Here is an 18,968-nt window from a genome sequence, read left to right as displayed (position 1 = left end):
TTAATTGCTGCTTAACTTAACTTGTAAAAATTTTCCGGGATTGTTGCTATCACTGATAAACCAGCCAGGGTTGCCGTCTTTATCGCGCCCAAGCTTTGCGCCGGGAACAGGGGGCACCGATGGCAAATTTACCGGCGTATTAACTGCCGTTTTCGGTTTTTCTGATGGCATAAAACCCGATTCAATCATCTCGGCAACACTTTCTTTAAAAGCGGTAATAATCTGGTCTATTTCTTCGTCGGTATGGGCCGCGGTAACAAAACACGGAAACAAATCCCATATATGGATGCCTTTAAAGCGCATCAATGTAAACAGCAATTCGCCATACGCCAATTCATACTTAAATTTAATTTTCCAAAGGGATCCAAAAGAAGGCGAATACAAAGGTATACCTTCGGCCTCGCAAATGGCGTTTAAAGCATCAGAGAGGCGTTTGGTGCGGTCATTCAATTCCTGCTGCAGGGCGGGGCCCTTTTCCTTCATATAAAGCAGTGTAGCCTTACCGGCAGCCAAAGCCAAAGGATGCCGCACAAAAGTGCCGGCAAAATAAGTTACGCCGGCTTCGGGCTGCGAATCATCACCGTACTGCCAGGTACCGCCATCCAGTGCATCCATGTATTTGCTGATGCCTGCAATGGCGCCAATAGGCATGCCACCGCCAATTACTTTACCATAGGTGCCCAAATCGGCCCTGATGCCAAACATAGCCTGTGCGCCGCCCGGATGCATCCTAAAGCCCGAAATTACTTCGTCGAATATCAAAACGGTTTCAGAACGGCTGGTAATCTCTCTAACTTTTTGCAGGAATTCAACGGGCTGAAATTCTGGCCGCCGGCTTTGTACCGGTTCAACCAGTACGGCGGCAAATTCGTGCGCCCTTTCGGCTATAATTTTAAGCGATTCTTCGGTGCCATAATCCAGTATCAACATATTCTGTACCACCTCGGGCATAATACCGGGCGCCGCAGGTACGGTTTTTAACTTCTTTGTGCCGCGCACAATCACCTCGTCATTAATGCCATGGTACGATCCGCTAAAGGCTACTATGATTGACCGGCCGGTTACCGTACGCGCAATACGCATAGCACCTAAAACTGCTTCGGAGCCCGTATTACAAAGCGCAGCGCGGTCAAAGTTGGTAAACTCGCAAATCAGTTTGCAAACATCGCCCGCCAGTTCATGCTGGGGGCCAATTTCGTAGCCTTTTTCAACCTGGTCTAATACCGCTTTTTTAAGTACATCGGCCTGGTAACCCAAAAGGTTCGATCCAAAACCGTTAAGCGCATCAACATAGTCGTTACCGTCAATATCCCATACATGGCTCCCTTTTGATCTGTTAACCACCAAAGGATAAACAACCTCCTTGGTTAATGGCCTGAAACCACTTACCACCCTCGGATCGGCCATATAGGGGCGATCTTTTTGGGTTTGCGCCTTGCTGCTTTTTGTTTTGGCGTTGTATTTTATAGTCAGATCATCTAAAAATGCCGATTGCTTTTCGGTAAGCTCCAGGGTTTGTTTTTCTATCCGGGCCGTTGCGCCAAACGGCTTTTTTATCTCAATCTGTTCCTCAGCGGTAAGTTCCGGTTCCCGGTGATCTGGCTTAGCAGGAGTTATAGCCGGCGTTGCCGAATTATAAGCAGGTGCAGGTGGCGCTACCAGTGCGCTGCCGCCCTGTATTAGCGCTAACTGGTTACTTAATAACTGGAGTTGTTGTGATATTAAATTGATTATCAGGTCGTTGTTATTAGCTGGCGCACCATTGCCTGAAAATGCAGGCATTGCAAATACAGGCTGCTGTGTGGCCGCCGCATGGGTGGGGGCAACGGGTTGTGGTTGTAACAAATCGGCAGCAAGGTTTGCATCAAGATACGATGCCAATAGTACCAGGCTGTTATACTCCTCAAACAATTTACGGAATGTAACAGGTACATTAAATTGTTTTTTTAGGTTGGTAGCTATCTGCGTAAGCGATAACGAATCAAAGCCTATCTCGATGAAGCTTAAGCCGGTGCCTGCTTCGTCAATTTCGATGCCCGATGCGTCTTCAAATATCGCCCTTAGTTTATCAATCAATATATCTTTCCTCGTTTGCATAATCTGGGGTGTAATAGGTTCTGGCTGGTGTGCAGCAGCTTCGGCTATGGTTTCAACTTTGTTTAGCGTAACGGCTGGTTCAAGCCAGTAACGTTTATGATCAAAAGCATAAGTTGGCAGGTCTGTTTTGTTGCGCTGCTGATGGTTATAAATATTTTCCCAATACGGTTCAATACCGTTAAGCCATAGTTGCCCTACTGCCTTTAATACGGATTTATACTCGGTATTGGTTTCGTTTTGTTCAAACCCGGCTACAACGGGCACTGCCTTATTAACAATGTGCTGCCGGGCAAGTGTAGCTAAAATGGTGCCCGGGCCTGTTTCTAAGTAAAGGCGTACTTCATCTTCCTGTAAAGTATCCAATGCCTGGGCAAAGCGTACTGTTTTCCGGAGATGCTGCGACCAGTAAGCAGGGTCGGTAGCTTCGGCGGCGCTCATCCACTTGCCGGTTACGGTAGATACGATGGGTTTTATGGGCTGGTTTAATTTTATTGATTTTACAACCTCTTCAAATGGCGCCACGATATCATCCATCATGGCCGAATGAAAAGCATGGCTGGTAAGTAATAACCTGGCCGGGATACCCTGTTCTGCCAATTGCCCGGCAAAGGAATTGATGGTGTTGGCGGGGCCTGCCACAACGCAAAGTTTACGGGTGTTTATGGCTGCTATTGATAATTTAGATGGCAATATACCTGCCAGTTTTTCGGCTTCCATACGTACTGAGAGCATGCTGCCGGGCTGAACGCTGTTTACCAGGCGCGCCCTTTCCGAAATCAATTTTACGGCATCGGCAAGGCTAAAAACTCCAGCCAGGTGCGCGGCCACAAATTCGCCTACACTATGGCCTATTAGCACACCGGGTTGTATGCCAAAGCTCATCCAGAGTTTGGCTGTTGCATATTCTAAAATAAATATGGCCGGCTGCGCATAAAGTGTTTGCTTTATTTTTTCGGCAAGCTGGTTATCAGCAACCTTAGGGTAAAGTATGTCAAACAGGTTTTCATGTATGGTACCTTTCAACAGGGCCATGCATTCATCAACGGCTGTTGCAAAAACAGGTTCGGTTTGGTACAAATTGAACCCCATATTTGCATACTGCGATCCCTGGCCGGGGAACATAAATACAAGCTCGGTAACACCGGTTTTTAAATTTTTTGATGCCGACAGATCTGTTTCCGAGGCTTTTAACCTGGCTGCCAACTCATCGTTACTGGCGGCAACTATAAACCTGCGTTGGTTAAACCCGGCGCGGGTAGTTTGCAAGGTGTAAGCAATATCGTCAAGGCTCAACGCCTTGTTTTCATTTACAAAGCTGCCTAATTTTGCCGCATAACCGTTAAGGCTGCTTTCGGTTTTGGCCGACCAGGTAACAAGTTTAAATGGCTTGCCTGCATCTGGTTGAATGGGGGTATCCTCAAATTCTTCAACAATAACATGTACGTTAGTACCGCCTACACCAAATGAGCTTACACCTGCCCGGCGGACGGTATCAGTTTCCCAATCCTTCAACTTGTTGTTGATATAAAAGGGGCTATCGGCAATATTGATATTGGGGTTGATGTTGCTATAGAATAACGATGGCGGGATTTGTTTGTGGCGCATAGCCAAAACTGTTTTTATTAAGCCCGCTACGCCCGAGGCAGCTGTAAGGTGCCCCATATTACTTTTTATAGAGCCTATTGCGCAAAATTGTTTTTTATCCTGCGTACCAAAAGCCAGGTTAAGACCTTCTATCTCAATCGGATCGCCCAGCGGTGTAGCTGTGCCATGGGCTTCTACATAGCTAATGCCCGATGCTTCAATCCCGGCATCATCAATCGCCATAGCTATCGCCCCGGCCTGTCCATGGGCGCTTGGGCCGCTAAAACTGCTTTTAGCCGCACCGTCGTTGTTAATACCTATGCCTTTAATTACAGCGTAAATGGTATCGCCATCGCTTTTGGCATCGGTTAATGATTTTAATAACACTACCCCGGCGCCATCGCTAAATACCGTACCGGTAGCCTGGGCATCAAAAGTACGGGTATGTCCATCTTTACTCATGATAGAACCTTCCTCATAAAAATGCCCGCTGTTGATAGGCGAGGTAACAGAAGCTGCACCCGCGATAACCACGTTGCATTGCCCGTTGCGAATGCTGGTTACAGCCTGCGCAATGGCCAATAAGGAGGTGGAGCAGGCAGCATAAACCGCGACAGCAGGCCCTTCTAAATTCAGCTGGAATGCGGTGCGGGTTGCTATATAGTCTTTCTCGTTAAGTAACCTAACCTGGAAATGGCCTGTACGTGCAACTATTTCTGGGTTGGTTAACACGTTGTTATTGTAATAGGTATTGTAGCCGCAGCCGGCAAAAACACCTACAGCGCCTGCATATTTTTGCGGCAGGTAGCCGGTTTTTTCCAACACTTCCCAGGCTATTTCTAAAAATATGCGGTGCTGCGGATCCATCAGTTCCGCATTTCGCGGGTTGAATCCGAAGAAACCGGCATCAAATTCATCTGCCTTATCAATAATGCCCCGTGCTTTTACATAGGCAGCGTCGTTTTTAACACTTACCGGGATTGATTTATCTATTTCATCGGCTGAGAAAAAGGTGATGGCTTCTTTACCGCCGGAAAGCAGCTGCCAAAATTCGTCAATAGTATTTGCGCCCGGAAACCTGCCGGCCATGCCGATGATGGCTACATCATGATTGGCAGTCCCGGTATTTTTTTTAATTAAAGATGGGAGTGGGGCCGACTTATTGCCGCCGCTTAAAAAGCTAACGAGGCCGCTAATTGTTGGGTACTGGTAAAGCCTGGTTATTGGCACATCTAAGTTTAACTCCTGCTTTAAAGCAGCTACAGTTTTAAGGGCCAGCAGGGAGTTGCCTCCCAACAGGAAAAAATCATCGTCGATCCCTATTTTGTTTAACTGCAATAAACTTATCCATATACCGGTAATATTTTTTTCTGCCTGGGTTGATGGGGCCTTATACAATACAGCAAGTTCGGGCCGTTCCAAACCGGGGTTGGGCAGCGCTTTTCTGTCAATCTTGCCGCTGGTGGTTTTAGGAAGCTCATCTATCCATACATAGGCCGATGGCAGCATAAAATCGGGCAGCTGTTGCTCAAGTGCTTCTCTTATGGCTGCTGTATCCTGCTTGCCTGTTTGCGAAACCAGGTAAGCTATAAGGCGCTTTTGACCGGCTGCATCTTCGCGGGCAATAACAACCGATTGTTGGATATTGCCGAGCTGATTGAGCAACACCTCAATCTCGCCCAACTCTACCCGGTTGCCACGGATTTTTACCTGGGTATCTTTACGGCCAAAGTATTCAATATTGCCATCGGGTAAGTAGCGGGCCAAATCGCCGGTGCGGTAAATGCGGGTAATTTTATTTTCGACCGTTATTTCGGTAAATTTTTCGGCCGTTAGCCCTGGTTTGTTCAGGTATCCATTTGCAAGGCTCAGGCCTGCAACGCAAAGCTCGCCGGTTTCGCCTTTTGCTAAAGGTGTAAGGGCTTCATCTAAAATCAGGATCTGGGTTTGGCTTATCGGCACGCCAATACTTGGTAATGCCGGCCATAGGGCAGGGTCGCCATGTAATTTTAACTCCGTAACCACATGGGTTTCGGTAGGGCCGTACTGGTTGTATAAAACTGCGCCGGGCAATCCCTTAAAAAAAGCCGTAATTTGTGGCGTAATTTTTAATTGCTCGCCCGCTGTCATTACCTCCCGTATGCAGGCGGGGATATGGTTGTTGGCAATGGCAGCTTCGGTTAAGTATTGCAGCACCACAAAGGGCAGGAAAATCCGGTTGATGCTGTTATCTTCAATACAACGCAAAAGCTTTACCGGGTCGATACGTAATTCATCATCAATAAGCACCAGTGTGCCACCCGTTGTAAGTGTAGCAAATATTTCCTGGAAGGATACATCAAACGTAAGCGGGGCAAATTGTAGCGTGTTGGTCCCTATTGTTGCAATGGAATGCTCCCGCTGCCATAAAAGCAGGTTGACTAATGCCGCATGGCCCATTAAAACGCCTTTTGGCGTACCTGTTGAGCCCGAGGTGTATAATACGTAGGCATCGCCGCCAGGTTGGTTTACTGATGGAGCTGCCGGATAGGTTTTATCTGATAAAAGAAGATTTATGGGCAGCGATTCAAATAATGACAGCTGTTTTTCGGTTACTAAACAAGTATCAACACCAGAATCGAGAATTATTTGCTGCAGCCGGTCTTTAGGGTAATCCGGGTCGAGCGGTAGGTAAGCTTTGCCGGCTTTAAGTATGGCCAATACACTTATAATAGTTTCAACACACCGCACTGTACTAACCCCAACAACTGCCGAATTGCGCGATTGTGATAACAAAGCAGCGGCCAGGTTATTGGCTTGCTGGTTTAGCTGGCTGTAAGTAAGTTGCCTGTTACCAAAAGTAACAGCCAGTGCATCAGGCTTTTGTTGAAGCTGTTGCTCAAATAAATAGTGTACAAACACAGTACTGCCTAAACTTTCTTCAACTTCTTTTCCGGGGTTTATGTTCATTAAAATTGATGAGGTTAGCTTGGTTAACTTGCCTGATCGTTATCATAATCGGGGTGTTTAAAATAATGGTGCAGGTTACTTTAAAAGCTTTGAATATAGTGATTTTTTGTATTTCAAATAATGCAAAAGCTGGTTTTGTACCAATAAAATTGATTACAAATACCGCTTACTTTATACGTAAACCGTGTTAGCTAAGTTAAAGAAATTTTTAAATTATTAGTTAAAATCCTATATTCTTTGCTATTGCTTGCGTTGTGCTTTTTCCCAAACGGCACTTTGTGTGGTGGTAAAATACCTGATGATACCGGCTAAAACAGCATAGTTCATTACGCAAAAATAATAGGGGATAAACAATATTTTTACCCGTAGTTGTTTCTTCTCCATGATGTAGCCCAAAAATGCCAGCAGGTAAAATAATACCTGTGCAAACAACAGCAACTGCCACCCTGCCGCGCCAGGTTCTGAAGCCAGGGCAATATTCAGCACAAACGATAGAATGAGCAGGAAGGGCGTAATTGTCCATCGTAACACCCGGTGGCTGATGTACTGGAACGACAGGATTGGGTAGGGGAAAGGATTAAACAAACTTTTTAGCCGCAATATTGATTGAATGCCGCCAGCAGCGATCCTGATTTTTCGTTTTAACTCTTCTGATACATTTTCAGATGCGGTTTCGGTAGCGTACGCTTCGGGCTCGTAAACAATGCGGTAGCCTTTTTCGGCAATCAGCATAGATATCATAAAATCGTCCAATACCGTATCAGGCTGTACGGGTAAGTAAAGTGAACGCCGTACACTGAACAGTTCGCCTGCTGCGCCGACAACCGAATATAATTCAGAATCCCACTTTTTAAGTGCAGATTCATACTTCCAGTAAAAACCCTCGCCGGCAGCGCTTGCATCGGCATTCTCGTCAAAATGCACGCGTTTTTCGCCAGCCACCGCACCAACAGTAGGGTCGGCGTAATGCCTGCAAATCTTTATCAGGGCGTCTTTGTTTAAAAAGGTATTCGCATCGGTAAAAACAACGGCATCGGTATCCACAAACTCCATAGCACGATGAACGGCTGCTATTTTACCGGCGCGCTGCGGCTGATGCAAAAGCTGGATCTGGGGATATCCGGCAATTATCTCCGGAGTGCTGTCAGACGATCCATCGGTTATAAAAACAATTTTTAATTTTCCTGCCGGGTAATTGAGCAATAGGCTATTGGCTATTTTTTCTTTTATAAAAAACTCCTCGTTATAGGCGGCCACAACCAGTGTACAGGTTGGGAGGATGCTTAAATCTTCGGCTATCGGTTTTTTAGGCCCCCTAACCATTCTTTTAAGTTTTATGATAAAGTACAGCAGGATGCCGTAGCCCGCAAACGTATAAAAAACAATAAAAAGGCTTAACAGTAAAATTATTTTCATGCTATTGTATTTATCGGGTAACCTAAGTTAGTACTGTTTTTTGAGTGGGTGAAGTTCCACCAGATTGCTTTAAAAAGCATGGGTATAAAATCGTAGTTTTTATTATTAATATAGGCTATAAGGTTGCGCGGTACCACCAATAACAGAAAATAAATAAAAAAGACTGTTTTTTTGTAGCCGGGCGCGTTACGACGTGTAAACAGGATACGGTTACGGTTCATAAAATACTCCTTAAGCTTACTTTTTTTACCAACCGATATCGATTCTTTGTGATATATCAATGCATCCGTATTTACCCAGGCTTCGTAGCCGGCTCTTTTAATCATCTCGCACCAGTCTACCTCTTCGTAATACAGGAAAAAGTTTTCGGCCATAAGCCCGGCCTTGTCAATGGCGTCTTTTTTAATCATCATGGCTGCGCCGTGGCAATAGGCTGTTGGCCCTGTGATGTGGTTAAACTGCCCCTGGTCTTTTTGCTTTAAACCAATGCAACTATTACGGCAGGTGTAATAATCCATTTGCGTATAACCGGCATATTGAATTAAACTTTTGTCGCTATAATATTTTATCATGGGCGAGATGATGCCGACGTCGTCATGGGTGTCCAAAACGGTAACCAGTTCGTTTAACAAGTTGGGCGTAAATTCGGTATCGTTGTTTACCAGGAAAATGTAATCGCCCGTGGCATGTTTGATGCCCAGGTTATTCCCCCCGGCAAAGCCCAGGTTAGCTTCAGACCGGATGGATTTGATATTGGGATATTTTACCAGCCAGCCGGGAACAGGGTTTATTTTGCTTGCGTTATCCACCACAATTATCTCCAGGCTGGCATAAGTGTTTGTTTTTTCGATAGAAGCGAACAGTTCCTCAGTAACTGCCGCCTGGTTAAAATTGATGGTTACAACCGAAACTTTTTTCATTTATGCTAATACTGGGATTACGGTGGTTGTACGGATTAATTTTAATGAAAGTTGAGTGTCGCAGGCAATAAATAATTGTACCATATAATTATTGGGTGATTTTTTGAAACCTTTTCTTAATACTTAAAAATGGCTTTTCATAACCATAATACGAGGCCGAGGCAACGGCAACGGTTAAGGCTATTGTTGAGCCGTAAATAATTATATTTTCGGTTACCAGGTTTCCCTGCGTCAGGTACCTTTGTACCAGGTATAAAACCAAAAACAGCACAAATTTGTGTAAAAGGTACATTCCATAGGATATATTACCTACGTAGTGGAGTATTTTATAATCGAATGAAAAAATAGCGTTTTCGGTTTCGCACAGGTTAACGATAAGTAACGATGCAAACAAAGCGATTAAAACATCGCCATGAGCAACGTCATAAAGGAGGTATATGACCAGGTATATCAAAAAAATATTCATGATAACCATTTGGTACCTTTTCCTGAAAATTTTATTGAACAGTTTCTGGATTTTCAAATCGAACTGGGGATGTTTTTTGTTGTGGTACAAAACGGCTATCACAGCGCCAATCATCATATTATCAAACCGGGAATAATACATCAGCTGGTGCAATGGCAAATATACAGGATGGTTGGTAACCAAATGGTCAACCACTAATTGTAAGGCCCAAATGCAAATGATGAAGATGCATAAAGCATAAAGGATGTGCTCCGTTTTTTTTATCCTGAAAAAGTGAGGATGGAAAATATAAAACTGCTCCTCTGTACCGATAGACCAAATAGGATCGTAAATAGCTGGCAGCATTTGTAAACAAAAGGCCAGGTTTGGCAAAAACAAAACCGATAGCAACAGTGCATTAGTTGAACCGCCAAAAAAGGAAAAGCCTATTGCTACAACCAGGAAGTACAAGGGCCAGATTCTTAAAAGCCGGCGTATGTAAAAGCCTTTAAAATTGATGGTCGTAAAATTCCGCCGTTCTTCCAGCAGGAGGTAGGTAATCAAAAAGCCGCTTAATGCAAAAAAAATACTTACACCTGCTTTCCCGAAGTTTAAAAGATCGACACCCGGGATCCGCCTTACATGAAAAAGGATCTTATGCAGCTCGATATGTGATACAACAACCATCAACGCAGCCAGGGCTCTCACTCCGTTTAAATTTGGAAAGAAAACCCTTGTTTTGTTTTTTACAGGAACTTCTGATGATGGCGTATCTGACATTTATACATCTTTATCGCAATTTAACTTTTAATAAGCTACAGTTAAATCGCAGGCGCAACTACAATTTAATTTTTTGATGCCTTATCAAGACATTCCTGCAATACTACTGCGAATTCTTTATCGTTTGGTGGTGCAAAAATTGAGTTATGTTCGCCCGGTATCTCATGTACGTTTACGCCTTTCATTGCAAAGGGCGTCCATCCCAGGAATTTAAAATCGGCCATGTAAAAAGTGCGTTTTTTGGCGCGGAATAGCTCGATGGCAATATTTACAGGTTTTAAAACGTAATTGCGTAAAGCTTTTTCACTTGCTTCGTCTATTTCATTGTCATACGCAAAAAAGCCCTCTTTCTTTTCGTCTTTGCCTGGGAAAAGTTTCCAGCTGAACTTAATGAGTTTTCGTTTTAGGATAAGGCTTTTATATTCAATAGTACGTTTTGGATCTTCGGCAAGCAATACGAAGGTATGCCCAATCTGTTTTAATGTGAGCAATGCCTTGTTAACTATCTTTTTCAATTTAGGATCGTTAACCGTTGAAATATCTGCGTAGGTATCAAACATAGCCAGCATTTTAACGTCTCTGCCGGCAGCTATCATCTGGTTGGCCATTTCATAAGCTATAATACCACCAAGCGAGTATCCCGCAAGGGCATACGGGCCGTCGGGATTTTGCGCAACAATTTCGGCTATGTAATTGGCTGCAATTTCTTCCATTACATCCAGTGGCTCATCAATGCCGTTCAAACCTTTGGCCTGCAGGCCATAAACCGGCTGATCGGCATCCATATTCATGGCCAGTGCGTTAAATAACAACACATTTAGCCCTGCACCATGTACAATATATAAAGGCATTTTGCTGCCGCCCGGTTTAATGTGCACCAACGATTCCCAGGTTATTGATGCGGGATCGATATCCAGCCGCGCTGCAAGTTTTTCGATGGTTGCATGTTCAAACAGGGTAGCAAGCGGCAGGCGTTTGCTGGTTTCCTTTTCAATCCGCGCCATAATCTTCACTGCAACCAACGAACGGCCTCCCAGCTCAAAAAAGTTATCGGCAATGCTGATGCTTTTTATTTCCATCATTTCCTGCCATATTTCGGCAACCAGTTTTTCATTTGCAGTGCGTGGGGCTATAAACTCGCCAGTACGTTGTATGTTGCTATAGTCGGGTTTGGGCAGCGCTTTACGATCAATTTTGCCATTGGGCGTAATCGGGATTACATCCATCAAAACAAAATCATCGGGCACCATATATTCTGGTAACACAGCAAGCAGGCCTTGCTGCCAAGCTTCAAACTGCGCCTTTAAATCCGGTTCGGCTATAGGCTCATTAACAATAATATACGCAACAAGCCGTGGGTTGCCTGGGATGTCTTCGCGGGCAATAACTACCGCCTGTTTAACATTGTTTTGTTTGAGCAGGTTTTGTTCAATTTCTTCCAGTTCAATGCGGTAACCACGCACCTTAACCTGGTGATCTATCCGGCCGAGGCAAATAATTTCGCCATCCTCACGTATTTTACCAAGATCGCCGGTGCGGTACATTTTGCTGCCTTCAACGTTCGAAAATATATCGTCAACAAAACGCTCGGCTGTAAGCTCGGGCCGGTTTAAATAGCCTTTGGCTACGCCATCTCCGCCTATGTAAATCTCGCCTATAGTGCCATCAGTATAATTGTTTAGCTTTTCGTCAAGAATATAAACCTGTGTATTATCGATAGGTTTACCGATGGTAATATCCGTATCGTTCAGGATCAGCTTAACTGTCGACCATACGGTGGTTTCGGTAGGCCCGTACATATTCCACAGTTCCAGGCTGCGGGCATTCAGTTTGTTAATTAAATCTTTTGGTAAAGCCTCGCCTCCACAAAGTATTTTAAGCGGTAGTTTTTGTTCCCATCCGGCCTCGAGCATTACACGCCAGGTATAGGGCGTAGCCTGCATTACGCTAATTTGCTGTGCTACACAAAGATCAAGTAGCGCCCTGCCGTCTTTTGCGGTTATGGCATCGGTAACAATTAATTTTGCGCCAACCAGTAAAGGTAAAAACAGTTCAAGGCCGGCAATATCAAAAGAAATGGTAGTTACAGCAAGCAGGTTATCGGCAGGGGTAAGGCCGGGCTGTTTTGCCATGCTTAGTAAAAAGTTAACTAGGTTATGGTGTTTTATCTGTACGCCTTTTGGTTTCCCTGTGGAGCCCGAAGTAAATAAAACATAGGCTAAATCGTTACCGCCAACTACTGTTTCCGGATCATCGGCCGAATAATCGTCAAATTTATTTAAGGCATCCTCAATCAAAACTTCCTGCGCTACCGATATAAAATGCCCTTTGAATTTTTCGGATGTTAATAAAACCTTGGCGGCCGAATCTTCCATCATAAACTCAACCCTATCTTTTGGATACTCGGGATCAAGCGGAACATAAGCAGCGCCCGTTTTAAGAATAGCCAGCAACGATATCACCATTTCGGGCGAGCGATCAAGCGCCAGGCCTATGATGTCGCCTGTTTTGATATTATAGGTGAGCAGATGCCTCGCCAATTTATTGGCAGCTTCGTTCACATTTTTAAAACTTAACGAGCGATCCTCAAACACAATCGCCGTTTTATCGGGAGTGGTGGCTGCCTGCCCGGCAATAAGGTGATGCAGCGCTTTACTTTTAGGATATTCTGCCGCGGTATTGTTTAACAAATTTAAAATATCTGTTTTCTCGTGAGCTTCCATATCGGGGTATCTTCTAATTCTTATTCAAAAATAATACGGGTATTTACCCATTTAACTATTAAAACTGCACACTTCCACTTGTGGTTTATACAGCTGTATGGTCATGTGTGGTATGTATAAATTTCTTATTGGCGCCCTTCAACTTGAATAACAACAACAGCATAGTGAAAAATATCAACGGTAGTTTAAGCGCTGCTTTCAGCAATTGGCCATTAAAATATTGCCCTGGTATAGCAACAGCAATGCCAATATAACAGCATAATGTTGCACATAACCATAATTGCCATGACGGCCCTATACCCGGCGCTAAAAATGAAAGGAATAATGAGATGATCAGCATAAAAGGCATCAACCCAAGCATCAGTACCCTTGGCAGTATTGACATTTGATATATTTCATTAAAATAATCAAAGTTTCCCCTTAAAAATAACTCGCCGAAACCGCTCATACCATATTTGCGCAATAGGTTAAACTGGGCCGACAACCATCTTTTGCGTTGTTTTTTAAATACTTCGGGATTGCTTACCTTCTCATCATATACATAAGCTTTTTCGGCATAAGCAACGCCAATTTTCTGGCGGGTTAGTATCAGGCCCATTTCCTTATCAAAACCGCCAACAGCGTCAATCTGCCCCATGGTTACCTTAAACAGGTTATACTCCAAAGCCATCCCCGAACCGATAATGGCAGCCGAAAGGTTAAAAACCCGTTGCGATTTCCTGAAAATATGGTTGTTAATCTCTTCGCTTATACCATCAAGTACTGCCACATTGGTATTGCTGTTTTTGGCTATCCTGTGGCCTTGTACCACCTTTTCGCCCGCCTGCAGGTAGTTGTTAATCTGGTACAAAAAATCAGGAGCCGCAACGTTATCAATATCATAAACAATAGCAGCATCAAAGCCGGGTACCGTGTTTTCAATGGCTTTATTTAGCGCTTTTGACTTGGTGCTGTTTTCAAAAAAAACTTCAACAACCTGCAATGGCATTTGCCTTAGCTTTACCAAGGTTTCGGGTTTAAGAGAATCGGCTATAACACATACATGGAATTTGTCGGCCGGATAATCAAGCGTCAAGGCATTTGCCGCAGAATTTAATAAAATTTCGTCTTCTTTATAAGCGCAGATGTAGATAACAAATTTGCTGAGCGAACCAGCAACCAGGGGGTATTTAATGGGAATTAATTTCCCCAAAACAGAGAATGTAAAGAGGTACAGGCAGTATATCCCGAGGTATACGAAAGCTGCCCACATGATTACCGAAGCAACAAACTTGATGATCTCCATTGTTTATAGGTTTTTGATAACTTTTACTGTATTTTTATAACTAAAGTTGCACTATAGCTCATTTAGTCCACTGTGCTTCTTATCTAAATTTAATGCCAAAAGATTCTCTATTTCAATAACCCTGTGTTCCCATGTATTTTCGGCAGCCACGGCAAGCCTTTTTTGCTGTAGTTCCGGAGTGTCATTTAAGGCCTCATCTATAGCAATAGTAAACTCTCTGGCTGTTTTACAGAAGGCTACTGTGCCCTTGGTAAATTCTTCTAAATCGCTATTAAAGTTAGATGATATAGTTGGCTTACCTGAACCGAGATACTCAAAAAGTTTTAACGGAAATATGGAACTGCTTACATCATCTTTCTTAAAGGGGATAATAGCTACATCAAAGCCCTTTAACACCGCCGGCAACTGTTCATAAGGTACAGCACCCGTTAAAAAAACATTGGGCAGATAAAGGGCGGGCATATCTTTATAATCTTCATCTACCGGCCCCACAAAAACAAAGTTTTTATCGGGGTTTTGTTCAAATAACTCTTTAATCAATGCATAATCAATACGGCGTTCAATGTTTCCGAAGTAACCTATTATGGGTTTATTGATGCCCGATAAAACTGAAGCCACAGGCAGTTTAGCATCAAGCGCTTTTTGGCTATGATTGATATTTGCAGCGTTGGGAATAAAATGCGAATTGCCATTTAGTTTGAGTTTTTTATTCCTCAACTCTTTACTGGTGCATATAACAAGATCAACACTTTTAACAACAATATCCTCAGATATTAAACCGTGCCTGGTTTGGTAAGCCTCAACCAATGGGTCTACACAGTGGTACACCGTTAATGCAGGCTTTATTAAATTATGAAAGTTGGGGTAGGTGTAGTTGTATGAGTTGATATAAATGTAATCGTGGATGTTATACTGTTTTATTACCTTCCTTAACCGCGACGCCACAATCAGCTCATTCAGCCGTACTGCTAACCGGTAAATTTTTCCTTCGGGCAACATATTGATAGATGGCACCGGAGGCGAAATTACAATTTTAAGGTTAGTTAAGTCTGTTTGGATGATGCTGTTGGCAGATGAAAAGAAATGATTTTTTCTGATTTTGAAAGCCGGCGTGTTTTTAAACTTAAAATAGTCTTTCCAGGTGAAGGGCCTGTCAACATAGTACACATTATTATTCTTTGCCAGGTGCCTGGCCATGGTGTAGTTTGTCGACTCCAAACGGCCATCAAACTGCATTTGCGAAAATATAATGATATTACGGTTCTTTAGTTGCATATATTAAAACTGCCCGGTTTCTTTTTTTCTTACTTTATTATAAAGCATTGTAATAAGCTCCGTTAACTCAATATAACCCAGGTAAAAAATGTCTTTTACCGAGAAATTGAGGTGTTTTTTTAAAGACCAATAGCCAAATATGGCCCCCGAAAAAAACGTAAATATAGAGGCGATGGCAACGCCATATAAGTTATGAAAAATAAATATACCTGCAAAATCACCAATAACATTTACCGTAAGCATAATAAATACTTTAACCATGTTTAGCTGCGGTTTACCAATGATGTCCAGGGTTATGCCAAAAAAACGATCAATAGGCAATAACATTACAAAGCACATAAATATCCGGAAAATATTACCTGCATCTGAATGCTGATAGGTTTTGCCGAATAATAAGCCTATCACCAGGTCGGCCAGTAAAAAAGCGCCAATAGCTACCGGAATGAGGGCTATGGTAAGCATACCGGCATATTTTTTCATGATGTATGATACGTACTTTTTATCGTCACGATGAACAGCCGCCGACATTGTGGGGAGCGCTGTAGCAATAAACGCCCTTAGGGGAATTTCGAAAATTTCCATGAGCCTTTGGGGGATGTAATAAACCCCCAGCAGTGAAGATGGAAACATCATTTTGATGATAAAAGTATCTGAACTGCGCAAAAGGTACGAACTGATAGAGGTGCCCACGCTAAATTTGCCAAAATGTGCCAGTTCCTTTATTGATGACCAGCTTTTGCTGCCAATGGTTTTTATTCTCGACCATCCCAACGAAGTAGTAACAATACTGCTGATGAGGTTATTTAAAAAGTAACAATAAATAACGTTTTGAAAGGTTGCCCGGTGTAAAATAATAAGTAACAGGATAAATACAAAAAAGCCTCCCTGGTTAATAAGCTGCACCAGGAATAATTTATCAAAACGCTCTTCGGCTTGTAGTATCCAACCTGCAATAGCGGTTGGAAGGGTCGACAGAAAAATGATACTAAACCATTTTAATATCATCATCATATTTTGGCTGGCGCCGAAGCAAAACAAGTACACAATCAAATTGCCGATTGCAAAACCCAATATAATCATTAAGCCAACGCACCATGCAGAGCCGGCTACGTTTGCCGATCTTTCGGGCGAAGTTCCGGCATAGTATTTTATAAGTGCCGTTTGCAGGAAACCGGTCCTGAAAGTATCGGCCAGGGTAAACAAAACCAGGAAAAAAATATAATCGCCAAAATCGCCCGGCGTAACCAGGTAGCGCGCCATTAATGCTAATATGGCCATGCCTAATACCGGCATAATAGCGTTACTTGCTAATGAAATAGTGTGCTTATTAATGAGCTTTTGTATAAATGGCATGGTTTGCTTTGTTACGCCTTTTCCCAGCTATTTGTTGTGAAATTGTACTTTTTAATTACCCTGGCCGGGTTGCCAACGGCAACTGAATAATCGGGGATGTTTTTTGTTACAACGCTGCCTGCGCCAATAACAGCATGCTTGCCAATTGTTACACCTGCCGTAACTACGCAGTTGGCGCCAATCCATACATTGTCATTAATGATGATTTGTTTAGTTACTACTTTTTGTACCCTGGGGGGCAGGGTTACGTCCTCATATCCGTGATTGAGTCCCGATATAACTATATTTTGTGCCAGCATTACATAATTACCCAGGGTTACCGGCCCAATTAACACATTGCCAATACCTATGCCACAATTATTGCCTATAATAACATCGCCAACACCGTTATTGATAGTGGCAAAATCTTCAATAATACTTTTACTGCCTAATGTGAATTTGTTAAACGGGTAAATATCCAGCCGCGCATAATACCGTACAACTGCACCTTTACCCCGCGGATAATAAAACGGGGTAATAAACCAACGCACCCAGCGCCTGGGCCTCGATTCGCCGGGAGGTATCAGCATCCAGTGAACTAACTTTTTTAATGCCGGGTTTGATTTTATGTTTGCTGCTATTGACATGGCCTAATTCATTTCTGTTAATGTTGTTTTATCGCCGTCCATCAATGTTTGTTGTTCTTCAAGATCCAATCTGCGGCAGGCTACAATAATGGCTATGGATAAATAAAAAATAATGTTAGATGGGTATTGCACAATGGCCTGTTGCGGAAAGTTGCCAATATTGAAAGCAAATATTACCAATATCATGGCCATACAGTAGTTTTTGAGCCGCGGGTTTTTGATAAGAAAAAAGAAATTAATGCCGTTTTTCAGAACTACAAAAAATAGGGTACAAAACAATATTAGCCCTATCCAGCCCATTTCTACCGCTACGCGCACGTAGCCACTATCGGGCGGAAATTTAGCCAGCATAGAGTTGGGAGCAAAACGCCTGCCCCAAACGCCTACCGAACCAAGGCCTCCGCCTATGGGGTGCGATAATATAAACGGTTTTATTTTTTTTTGATTTTCGGCCCGTACGTTATAAGAGGGATCGTCTGAAGGGCTGAACGCTGTTTGAAACCTTTTGATTGAGGGATTTGATGTGGGCATTACTATTAAAACAGCCAGCATGAAACCTGCAATTAGGGTTCCGATAAGCACCTTTCGGTTAAAATTAAGTACAGCTAAGATAACCAACGAGGCGGGCAGCAATACATAAGCCGCCCTGGTTCCTGAATAAAGCATAACAGTAAGAAAAAACATGGCTATGCATCCCAAAATTATCTTTTTGCGAATAGTAATGTTTGTCATCATGAGCGCTATGCAAAGCAAAGAACCAATAACCATATTGTATGAAAAGGTAACGGGATCTGAAAAAATACCAAATTTGCGCATGTGCCCATTGATAAATAATAAACCCACCCGGAGAGGATCAGAGTACAGCCACTTTTTTTCGAAAGGCAAAAAACCGAAATTTTCCTGTTGAAAAGCCGAAATTGCGGCAATGACATCAAGCAGCAGCCAAAGTTTCAATAAGTATTTTATAAAGCCAACCGTACGGATGTGATAAACAAATACAAAGTACATCAGCATAATAAAGCCAACTGTACGTACCGTATAAACCCAGGCCAGTACCGACGATGCAGCGGGATTAGCTACCTCCACCATGTTATAGGCCAGCCAAATGATAATTAATACACTGATGGGATTTTTAAAATAACTCCAGTTGTTTTCGCTTTTTTGCTTAATAAAAAAGCCTAAAATCAACAAATAGGTTATGGCATCAAGCAGTGTGCCTATTGGTACCTGTTCTGGTAAAAATTCCGAGACATAATTGATAAAAAACGAAACTACTATCAGTACGGTTATGCCAAATTTGGGGTAGGCTACAATACCGGCTAAAGCAGGTAAGCCTATTATAATTACTATAATACCACCTGCGCCAATTATACCAAGTTTATAAACTACAACACTGATAAATAAAGCCACAAGCGCTAAAAAAACGAGCACTAAAGGGTTTGAAAGCTTTTGGAGAAGTATTTTTTTTCCAAAAGTTTCGTTCACTTTAGTGTAGTCGGTTATCTCACGCTGCAT

At 43.0% G+C, this 18,968-nt stretch carries 10 protein-coding genes; all 10 read right to left on the bottom strand.

All coding sequences use genetic code 11. From position 1 onward, the window contains the following. A complete protein-coding gene (locus FSB76_RS00585; RefSeq protein ID WP_147051675.1) occupies positions 1-6,630 on the bottom strand; it encodes a polyketide synthase in 6,630 nt (2,209 codons plus the stop codon). Positions 6,631-6,870: 240 nt separating this feature from the next. Next, positions 6,871-8,046 carry a glycosyltransferase family 2 protein gene (locus FSB76_RS00580; RefSeq protein WP_147051674.1) on the bottom strand — a complete coding sequence of 392 codons (1,176 nt, stop codon included), beginning with the start codon at positions 8,044-8,046 and terminating at the stop codon, positions 6,871-6,873. Continuing rightward, complete coding sequence (locus tag FSB76_RS00575; RefSeq protein WP_147051673.1) at positions 8,043-8,966, bottom strand: glycosyltransferase family 2 protein; 924 nt, start codon at positions 8,964-8,966, stop codon at positions 8,043-8,045. Before FSB76_RS00575 ends, FSB76_RS00580 begins: the two co-directional genes overlap by 4 nt. 88 nt (positions 8,967-9,054) lie before the next feature. Beyond that, positions 9,055-10,191 carry an acyltransferase family protein gene (locus FSB76_RS00570; RefSeq protein WP_147051672.1) on the bottom strand — a complete coding sequence of 379 codons (1,137 nt, stop codon included), beginning with the start codon at positions 10,189-10,191 and terminating at the stop codon, positions 9,055-9,057. Positions 10,192-10,256: 65 nt separating this feature from the next. Then, on the bottom strand, positions 10,257-12,914 hold the full coding sequence (locus FSB76_RS00565) for a non-ribosomal peptide synthetase (RefSeq protein ID WP_147051671.1): 2,658 nt from the start codon (positions 12,912-12,914) through the stop codon (positions 10,257-10,259). An 85-nt stretch (positions 12,915-12,999) separates the two neighbouring features. Next, the gene (locus FSB76_RS00560) at positions 13,000-14,199 is read right to left on the bottom strand and encodes a glycosyltransferase (RefSeq protein WP_147051670.1); all 1,200 of its coding nucleotides are present in this window, start codon (positions 14,197-14,199) and stop codon (positions 13,000-13,002) included. 51 nt (positions 14,200-14,250) lie between these two features. Then, positions 14,251-15,474: a glycosyltransferase gene (locus FSB76_RS00555; RefSeq protein WP_147051669.1), complete on the bottom strand. Its 1,224-nt coding sequence runs from the start codon at positions 15,472-15,474 to the stop codon at positions 14,251-14,253. Between the two features lie 3 nt (positions 15,475-15,477). Beyond that, positions 15,478-16,827, bottom strand: a complete 1,350-nt coding sequence (locus FSB76_RS00550; RefSeq protein WP_147051668.1) for an oligosaccharide flippase family protein — start codon at positions 16,825-16,827, stop codon at positions 15,478-15,480. Between the two features lie 11 nt (positions 16,828-16,838). Beyond that, on the bottom strand, positions 16,839-17,453 hold the full coding sequence (locus FSB76_RS00545; RefSeq protein WP_147051667.1) for an acyltransferase: 615 nt from the start codon (positions 17,451-17,453) through the stop codon (positions 16,839-16,841). A gap of 3 nt (positions 17,454-17,456) precedes the next feature. Next, positions 17,457-18,968, bottom strand: a complete 1,512-nt coding sequence (locus FSB76_RS00540) for an O-antigen ligase family protein (RefSeq protein ID WP_147051666.1) — start codon at positions 18,966-18,968, stop codon at positions 17,457-17,459.

Source organism: Mucilaginibacter ginsenosidivorax (assembly GCF_007971525.1).
Classification (GTDB): domain Bacteria; phylum Bacteroidota; class Bacteroidia; order Sphingobacteriales; family Sphingobacteriaceae; genus Mucilaginibacter; species Mucilaginibacter ginsenosidivorax.
Note: the sequence above shows the minus strand (reverse complement) of the source record. Positions and strands in the feature narration are given on the sequence as shown.

What these genes read in the sequence shown, in the direction of transcription:
- FSB76_RS00585 (WP_147051675.1), bottom strand. Translation starts at nt 6,630, where the DNA reads ATGAACATAAACCCCGGAAAAGAAGTTGAAGAAAGTTTAGGCAGTACT.
- FSB76_RS00580 (WP_147051674.1), bottom strand. Translation starts at nt 8,046, where the DNA reads ATGAAAATAATTTTACTGTTAAGCCTTTTTATTGTTTTTTATACGTTT.
- FSB76_RS00575 (WP_147051673.1), bottom strand. Translation starts at nt 8,966, where the DNA reads ATGAAAAAAGTTTCGGTTGTAACCATCAATTTTAACCAGGCGGCAGTT.
- FSB76_RS00570 (WP_147051672.1), bottom strand. Translation starts at nt 10,191, where the DNA reads ATGTCAGATACGCCATCATCAGAAGTTCCTGTAAAAAACAAAACAAGG.
- FSB76_RS00565 (WP_147051671.1), bottom strand. Translation starts at nt 12,914, where the DNA reads ATGGAAGCTCACGAGAAAACAGATATTTTAAATTTGTTAAACAATACC.
- FSB76_RS00560 (WP_147051670.1), bottom strand. Translation starts at nt 14,199, where the DNA reads ATGGAGATCATCAAGTTTGTTGCTTCGGTAATCATGTGGGCAGCTTTC.
- FSB76_RS00555 (WP_147051669.1), bottom strand. Translation starts at nt 15,474, where the DNA reads ATGCAACTAAAGAACCGTAATATCATTATATTTTCGCAAATGCAGTTT.
- FSB76_RS00550 (WP_147051668.1), bottom strand. Translation starts at nt 16,827, where the DNA reads ATGCCATTTATACAAAAGCTCATTAATAAGCACACTATTTCATTAGCA.
- FSB76_RS00545 (WP_147051667.1), bottom strand. Translation starts at nt 17,453, where the DNA reads ATGTCAATAGCAGCAAACATAAAATCAAACCCGGCATTAAAAAAGTTA.
- FSB76_RS00540 (WP_147051666.1), bottom strand. Translation starts at nt 18,968, where the DNA reads ATGCAGCGTGAGATAACCGACTACACTAAAGTGAACGAAACTTTTGGA.